The following is a 6,480-nucleotide window of genomic DNA, read 5'->3' on the forward strand; positions in this document are numbered from 1 at the left end:
GCAGACCTGAACGAAACGAGAATTGTGTTACCCATGTCGTCGGTTTGAAGTGTTACCCATGTCGCCGGTTGCTCACGGTGCGAGTTGATGTGCCCTCGCCCCTTGTGGGAGAGGGCTGCTCAGGTGGTGGAGGCGGACTCACTTGGGTGAGGGGTTGGCTCCGCGGGCGCTCGTCCCTCGAGAGACCGGAGACCCTCACCCGGATTGCATCTGGCGATGCAATCCGGCCTCTCCCTTGCAGGGAGAGGCGGGAGCAAGTGAGAGCGGCGGGCGACACGCGTCCCTACTCGTTTGTGGCGCCGGCTCTTGCAAAACGGCGGCGGATGCGGGTCAGGAGGCCGTCGCAGACTTCGCGATAGGCTTGGAGTTTCTGCTCGCGGTTGCCTTCGGTGCCGGTGGGGTCATGGGTCGGCCAGTATTCGACGTCGGCGGCAAGCGTGCGGGTCAATTCCAGCGCCTTGTGGTGGGCTTCCGGCGACAGCGTAACGATAAGGTCGAAATTGAGCCCTTCCCAATCCTCGAGCTCGTCGAAGGTGATCGGCTTGTGGGCGGAGATATCCTGGCCGAGCTCGGCCATCACGGCGACCGCGAACGGATCGAGCTCGCCCTTCTTCACGCCGGCCGAGCGCACATAGAGTCCTTGCGGAAACATCTGCTGCAACAGGCTCGCCGCCATCGGCGAACGCACGCTGTTCTGGCCACATGCGAACAGCACGGCCTGCGGATTGCGCGCGGGGGGCGCCCCCATCGCTTAAGCTTTGTTGGATTGCGGCCGCGCGCGCCTCATGCGTCCTGCCCCTTCCAGTGGAGGACGCAGATCAGCGTGAATAGCCGCCGCGCGGTCTCGAAATCGATCCGCACCTTGCCCTTCAACCGCTCCTGCAGCGTGCGCGAGCCCTCGTCATGGATGCCGCGGCGGCCCATGTCGATGGCCTCGATCTTGTCCGGCGTCGCGGTCCGGATCGCCTGGTAGTAGCTATCGCAGATCATGAAATAGTCCTTCACGATCCGCCGGAACGGCGTCAGCGACAACAGATGCGCCACCACCGGCGTGCCGTCTTCCCGCCTGATGTCGAACATCAGCCGGTTGCCGGTGATCGCGATGTGCAGCGTGTACGGCCCGGGCTCCGTGCCAACAGGCGCGAACAGGTTCTGCTCGATCAGGTCGTAGATCGCGATCGCGCGCTCATGCTCGATGTCCGGCCCGGAACGCCCGATCGATTCCTCGTCAAGCGTCACCGCGACGATGCGATTGTTGGGATCCTCCTCAGTGGGCGGCTTGTTCATGAGAGGTTGAGGCGCAGTCCGACGGAACGGGAATGGGCGTCCAGCCCCTCGGCCTTGCCGAGAGTCATCGCGGCCGGCCCCAGCGCGCGCAACTGGTCGGGGCCGCATTTGAGGATCGAGGTCCGCTTCATGAAGTCGAGCACGCCGAGGCCGGAGGAGAACCGCGCCGAGCGCGCGGTCGGCAGCACATGGTTGGAGCCGCCGACATAATCGCCGATCGCTTCCGGCGTATGCGGGCCCAAGAAGATCGCGCCGGCGTTACGGACCTTGGCCGCGAACGCTTCGGCATCCGCTGTCATGACTTCCAGATGCTCGGCCGCGATCGCATTCGCGAGCGGCACTGCATCGTCGAGATTTTTCACGAGGATAATTGCGCCGAAATCATTCCAGGAGGCGCGCGCGATTTCTGCGCGCGGCAAGGTGACGAGCTGCGCTTCCACCGCGCGCTCGACATCGGCGGCGAGCCGCGCGCTGTCGGTGATCAGGATCGATTGCGCGCTCGCGTCATGCTCGGCCTGCGCCAGGAGATCCGCGGCAATCCAGTCGGCATTGGAGGTCGCGTCGGCGATCACGAGCACTTCGGAAGGACCCGCGATCATGTCGATGCCGACCTTGCCGAACACCAGCCGCTTGGCGGCGGCCACATAGGCGTTGCCGGGGCCGACGATTTTTGCAACGGGCGCGATCGTGGCCGTGCCATAGGCAAGCGCCGCCACCGCCTGCGCGCCGCCGACGCGATAGATCTCGGAGACGCCGCCGAGCTGAGCGGCCGCCAGCACCAGCGGGTTGAGCTTGCCATCGGGCGCCGGCACCACCATCACCACGCGCGGCACACCGGCGACCCTCGCCGGCACCGCATTCATCAGCACCGAGGACGGGTAGGCCGCGGTGCCGCCGGGGACATAGAGCCCGACCGCTTCGACGGCGCTCCAGCGCCAGCCGAGCTCGACGCCGAGCGGGTCGACAAAGCGCTCGTCCTTCGGCATCTGGCGCTGATGGAAGGTTTCGATGCGGTCGCGGGCGAGCTTGAGCGCGTCGACCGTGGCGGCATCGCAGGCCTTCACCGCGGCATCGATCTCGGCCGCGGTGAAGCGCAGGCCGGAGGCGTCGAGCTCGAGCCGGTCGAATTTACGGGTCGCCTCGATCAGCGCGGCATCGCCCCGCGCCACCACGTCGTCGACGATCGCCCGCGTCGCGCGCTCGACATCGGCCGAAACCTCGCGCTTGGCGGCAAGGAAGGCGGCAAAGCGCTGCTCAAAATCGGCACTGCTTCGGTCCAGGCGGAGGGGCATGGGGCGTTCTTGTGATTGAGATCAGGGTCCCTGCTCAATGGCGCGGCGGATAGGGGCCGTCAACCCTCGATGGCCGACAAAGGAGCCGGGCGGTAGGGTGGGCAAAGCGTAGCGTGCCCACCATCTAACGGCGTGCTCGGAATGGTGGGCACGCTGCGCTTTGCCCACCCTACGGCACTTTCACCGGGACGACACGGAATCACTCCCCGCCGGGGCGGTGCCGAGGTCGTCGGGGCCGAGGTCGGTCAATTCGCATTCCAGGCATTCGACGTCGAGCCGGAGCGTGGCGCCCTGGCTGAACAGGAGCAGGGCGCTGCCGCCGGGGGCGGCGCCCTGGTGAAACTCGATGCCGAGCAGTTCCAGGGTGGCGTCCGGCGCCTCCAGGTTGATCTTGCGCGACTTGCAGGCAAGCACGCGGTCGAAGCGCAGCGCCGCGATCAGCCGGCGCGAGGCGGTTTCGCCCGACAGCGTCTGCTCCCAGTCGAGCCTGGACATGCCGACCACGAGCCGCTTCTCGCCCTGGCGCCAGACGATGTCGGAGGCCTGCACGTGGGCGTCCTGCACATGCGCCGAGATCACGGCGAGATCGTCGGCATCGAGCGCGATCAGTTTGAGCGGCGCGGGCGGCATCATGCCGAAAGCAATCTCCTGGGCCAGAACCGGTTCCCCCCGATATCAGTCCCTGATGCGCTCGATCGACGCGCCGCAGGCCGACAGCTTCTCCTCCAGCCGCTCGAAGCCGCGATCGAGATGGTAGACGCGGTTGACCATGGTCTCGCCCTCGGCGGCAAGGCCCGCGATGACAAGCGAGACGGACGCGCGCAGGTCCGTCGCCATGACAGGCGCACCGCGCAATCTGTCGGTGCCGCGGATGGTGGCTGTCTCGCCGTCGAGCGCAATCCTGGCGCCGAATCGCGCCAATTCCTGCACATGCATGAAGCGGTTCTCGAAGATGGTCTCGGTGATGACGGACGCGCCGCCGGCGCAGGTCATCAGCGCCATCAGTTGCGCCTGCAGGTCGGTCGGGAAACCGGGGAACGGCGCGGTCGTGACCTGCACCGGGCGAAGGCCGGCGCCGTTGCGGCCGATGCGGATGCCGTCATTGTTGACGCTGACGGTGGTGCCGGCTTCGCAGAGCACATCGAGCGCCGATTGCAGCAGTTCTGGTCGTGCGCCGGAAAGCTGCACCTCGCCGCCGGTCATCGCGACCGCCATCGCATAGGTGCCGGCCTCGATGCGATCCGGCAGCACGGTGTGGCGCGCGCCATGGAGCCTGGCGACACCCTCGACGATGATGGAGGGCGTGCCGGCGCCGGTGATGCGGGCGCCCATCTTGTTCAGGCAGGCGGCGACATCGGCGATTTCAGGCTCGCAGGCGGCGTTGGTGATGACGCTGGTTCCCCTGGCAAGCGTCGCCGCCATCAGCGCGACATGGGTGCCGCTCACCGTAACCTTGGGGAAGGCGATGTCGGCGCCGCGCAGGCCACCGGGCGCTTTCGCGACGACATAACCGCCGTCGATCAAGATCTCCGCCCCGAGCTTCTCCAGCGCCATGATCAGGAGATCGACCGGCCGAGTGCCGATGGCGCAGCCGCCGGGCAGCGACACCCTCGCCTCATGCATGCGCGCAATCAGCGGCGCGATCACCCAGAAGCTGGCGCGCATCCGCGACACCAAATCATACGGCGCGGTGGTGTCGATGATATCGGCGGCCGAGATGTGCAGGGTCTGGCCCTGGTACTCGCGGTCGCCGGGCCGCTTGCCCGCGGACATGATGTCGACGCCGTGATTACCGAGGATGCGCTGGAGTTGCGCGACGTCGGCAAGCCGCGGCACGTTGTCGAGGATCAGCGTCTCCTCGGTGAGGAGTGCTGCGATCATCAGAGGCAGCGCGGCATTCTTCGCGCCCGATATCGAGATGGTGCCGTTGAGCTTGTTGCCGCCGACGATTCGGATGCGATCCATGCTGCCTCTTGCTCTGATCCGCGAAAAACCTATCGAAGGAAGGGGCTACCGCAAAAGTGTTGAAATTTAGGGCGATTCCGTGGGCTTCCTCGTCATTTCCGGGCGATGCGCCGGCATCTCGCCCGGAAATCTCGCGCAATAGGCGCGGAAACGGAGTTCAGGCGGCGGCCGCGAACTGGTCGAAGGAGACGCCGGTCAGCGTCGCCGAGACCTCCCACAGCATCGCCCCGACCGCGGCATCCTTCGCCTGCGGCATGATCCTCGCCTCCATCGGCGGGCCCTTCAACTCGTAGAACCAGTTCGGTCCATAATAGCCGCCGCGCTTGGCGTCCGGCGAGGTCGCGGCAAATAATGTCGGCAACGCGCCGGCCGCGGCGGACTGGCTGGCATAGGGTTGCAGCACGCGGCTGAAATACGAGGACAGGCTCCTCGTACCCGGGCCGTTCGGGATCAGGTCGGTGCGCGCATATCCGGGATGGGCAGCGTTGCTGATCAGACCCCAGCCGGCGGCGTCGCTGCGGCGCTGCAATTCGAGCGCGAACATCAGCATCGCCAGCTTCGACTGGCAGTAGGCGCGCCACGGGCGGTAGGACCGCTCCGACTGGAGGTCGGCGAAATCGATCGCGCCGGAGCGGTGCGCCAGGCTCGAGAGGTTGACTACCCGGGGCTTGAGGCCGCGGCGAAGCTGCGGCAGCAGCCGTGCGGTGAGCGCGTAATGGCCGAAATAGTTGATGCCGAGCTGCATCTCGAAACCGTCCTGCGTCGTCCGCCGCTTCGGCAGCGCCATCACGCCGGCATTGTTGATGAGGAGATCGACCGAAGGGCGGCTGATGGCGAAGCGGCCGGCGAAGTCGGCGACCGAGGCAAGGCTTGCCAGATCGAGCGTCTCGTAGCTGACGTCGGCGTTCGGATATTGCGCGCGGATGCGCTCGAGCGCGTGCTTGCCTTTGATGTCGTTGCGGCCGGTCAAAACCACGGTCGCGCCGGCGCCCGCCAGCGCCAGCGCGGTCTCATAGCCGAGCCCGCCGGTGGCGCCGGTGATCACGGCGGTCCTGCCGGTCTGGGATGGAATGTCTGCAGTGCTCCAGCCGCTCATGCTTATATCTCCTGGTCGAATCGGGGTGTGGTTCCCAGCCGCGCTTCCCTAAATGTGCACTAGGTGCAATTTTGCAAGTGGTGAAGGATTTGAAGCGACCGGCGACCCCGCGCAGACCGGCTAAGGGCAGGTCATCAAAGGAGAAAACCGCGCCTCCCGCGGCGCCGGGCCTGCGCGCGCGCAAGCGGCAGGAGACGCGCGAGAAGCTGACGCGGGCGGCGATGGCGCTGTTCCTGGAGCGCGGCTTCGAGGCGACCACGCTGGACGACATCGTCGCCGCCGCTGATATCTCCCGCCGCACCTTCTTCCACTATTTCGCCTCCAAGGAAGACGTCGTGTTCGCCTGGCAGGAGGAAGCCAGCGCGGCGCTGATCGCTGCGGTCGCGGCGCGGCCTGCCGGCGAATCCATGCTCGCGGCGGCGGAGAACGCCATCATCGCGATGGCCGGGCAGCTCGATCCCGCCGAAGTGGTGGCGTTGGCGCGGCTGAAGCAGGACAACCCGGCGCTGCAGGCGCGCGATCAGCTCAAGTATGAAAAGCTCGAGCGCACGCTGGCCGATGCGCTTCTCAAGCGCACAGGCAACAAGACGGACAAGATGCAGGCGCGGCTGGTCGCGATGATCGCAACCGGCGCGATGCGCGTCGGCGGTGAGCTCTGGGCCGCCGAGGGCGCCCGCGAGACGCCGGAGCTTCTCGCAAGGCGGATGTTCGCGGCAATCCGCGCGATGTTCGAATGAGTGCCATTCTCCTTCGCCCCGCCCTTGCGGGGAGAAGGTCGGGATGAGCGACTATCTGGATTGTCAAGTTGCATTGGCGTAAGCGGCACGCGCCTCGCGTGCT

General features: G+C 66.6%; 7 protein-coding genes. 1 reads left to right on the forward strand and 6 read right to left on the reverse strand.

Going from position 1 to position 6,480, the window contains the following annotated elements:
- Positions 1 to 283: 283 nt before the first annotated feature.
- From AAFX91_RS37530 to AAFX91_RS37555, 6 genes are all read right to left on the reverse strand, one after another.
- Entirely contained in the window at positions 284 to 748 is a 465-nt protein-coding gene (locus AAFX91_RS37530; protein WP_282532346.1) for a low molecular weight phosphatase family protein, read from the reverse strand.
- Positions 749 to 783: 35 nt separating this feature from the next.
- Positions 784 to 1,287: a UPF0262 family protein gene (locus AAFX91_RS37535; RefSeq protein WP_130583723.1), complete on the reverse strand. Its 504-nt coding sequence runs from the start codon at positions 1,285 to 1,287 to the stop codon at positions 784 to 786.
- Positions 1,284 to 2,579 (reverse strand): histidinol dehydrogenase, encoded by a 1,296-nt coding sequence (gene hisD, locus AAFX91_RS37540; protein WP_394569862.1) that lies wholly within the window; start codon positions 2,577 to 2,579, stop codon positions 1,284 to 1,286. Before hisD ends, AAFX91_RS37535 begins: the two co-directional genes overlap by 4 nt.
- A gap of 180 nt (positions 2,580 to 2,759) precedes the next feature.
- Entirely contained in the window at positions 2,760 to 3,212 is a 453-nt protein-coding gene (locus AAFX91_RS37545; RefSeq protein ID WP_130583721.1) for a DUF2948 family protein, read from the reverse strand.
- A gap of 42 nt (positions 3,213 to 3,254) precedes the next feature.
- Entirely contained in the window at positions 3,255 to 4,544 is a 1,290-nt protein-coding gene (gene murA, locus AAFX91_RS37550) for a UDP-N-acetylglucosamine 1-carboxyvinyltransferase (RefSeq protein ID WP_394569863.1), read from the reverse strand.
- 157 nt (positions 4,545 to 4,701) lie between these two features.
- Complete coding sequence (locus tag AAFX91_RS37555) at positions 4,702 to 5,640, reverse strand: SDR family oxidoreductase (RefSeq protein ID WP_394569864.1); 939 nt, start codon at positions 5,638 to 5,640, stop codon at positions 4,702 to 4,704.
- 89 nt (positions 5,641 to 5,729) lie between these two features.
- On the opposite strand from AAFX91_RS37555, the gene AAFX91_RS37560 reads away from it, so the two are divergent.
- Positions 5,730 to 6,377: a TetR family transcriptional regulator gene (locus AAFX91_RS37560; protein WP_245476784.1), complete on the forward strand. Its 648-nt coding sequence runs from the start codon at positions 5,730 to 5,732 to the stop codon at positions 6,375 to 6,377.
- Positions 6,378 to 6,480 lie beyond the last annotated feature (103 nt).

Source organism: Bradyrhizobium sp. 31Argb, from assembly GCF_043638955.1.
In the GTDB taxonomy this organism is placed as follows: domain Bacteria; phylum Pseudomonadota; class Alphaproteobacteria; order Rhizobiales; family Xanthobacteraceae; genus Bradyrhizobium.

Coding starts and splice junctions, on each gene's coding strand:
- hisD (WP_394569862.1), bottom strand. CDS start 2,579: ATGCCCCTCCGCCTGGACCGAAGCAGTGCCGATTTTGAGCAGCGCTTT.
- murA (WP_394569863.1), bottom strand. CDS start 4,544: ATGGATCGCATCCGAATCGTCGGCGGCAACAAGCTCAACGGCACCATC.
- AAFX91_RS37555 (WP_394569864.1), bottom strand. CDS start 5,640: ATGAGCGGCTGGAGCACTGCAGACATTCCATCCCAGACCGGCAGGACC.
- AAFX91_RS37545 (WP_130583721.1), bottom strand. CDS start 3,212: ATGATGCCGCCCGCGCCGCTCAAACTGATCGCGCTCGATGCCGACGAT.
- AAFX91_RS37535 (WP_130583723.1), bottom strand. CDS start 1,287: ATGAACAAGCCGCCCACTGAGGAGGATCCCAACAATCGCATCGTCGCG.
- AAFX91_RS37530 (WP_282532346.1), bottom strand. CDS start 748: ATGGGGGCGCCCCCCGCGCGCAATCCGCAGGCCGTGCTGTTCGCATGT.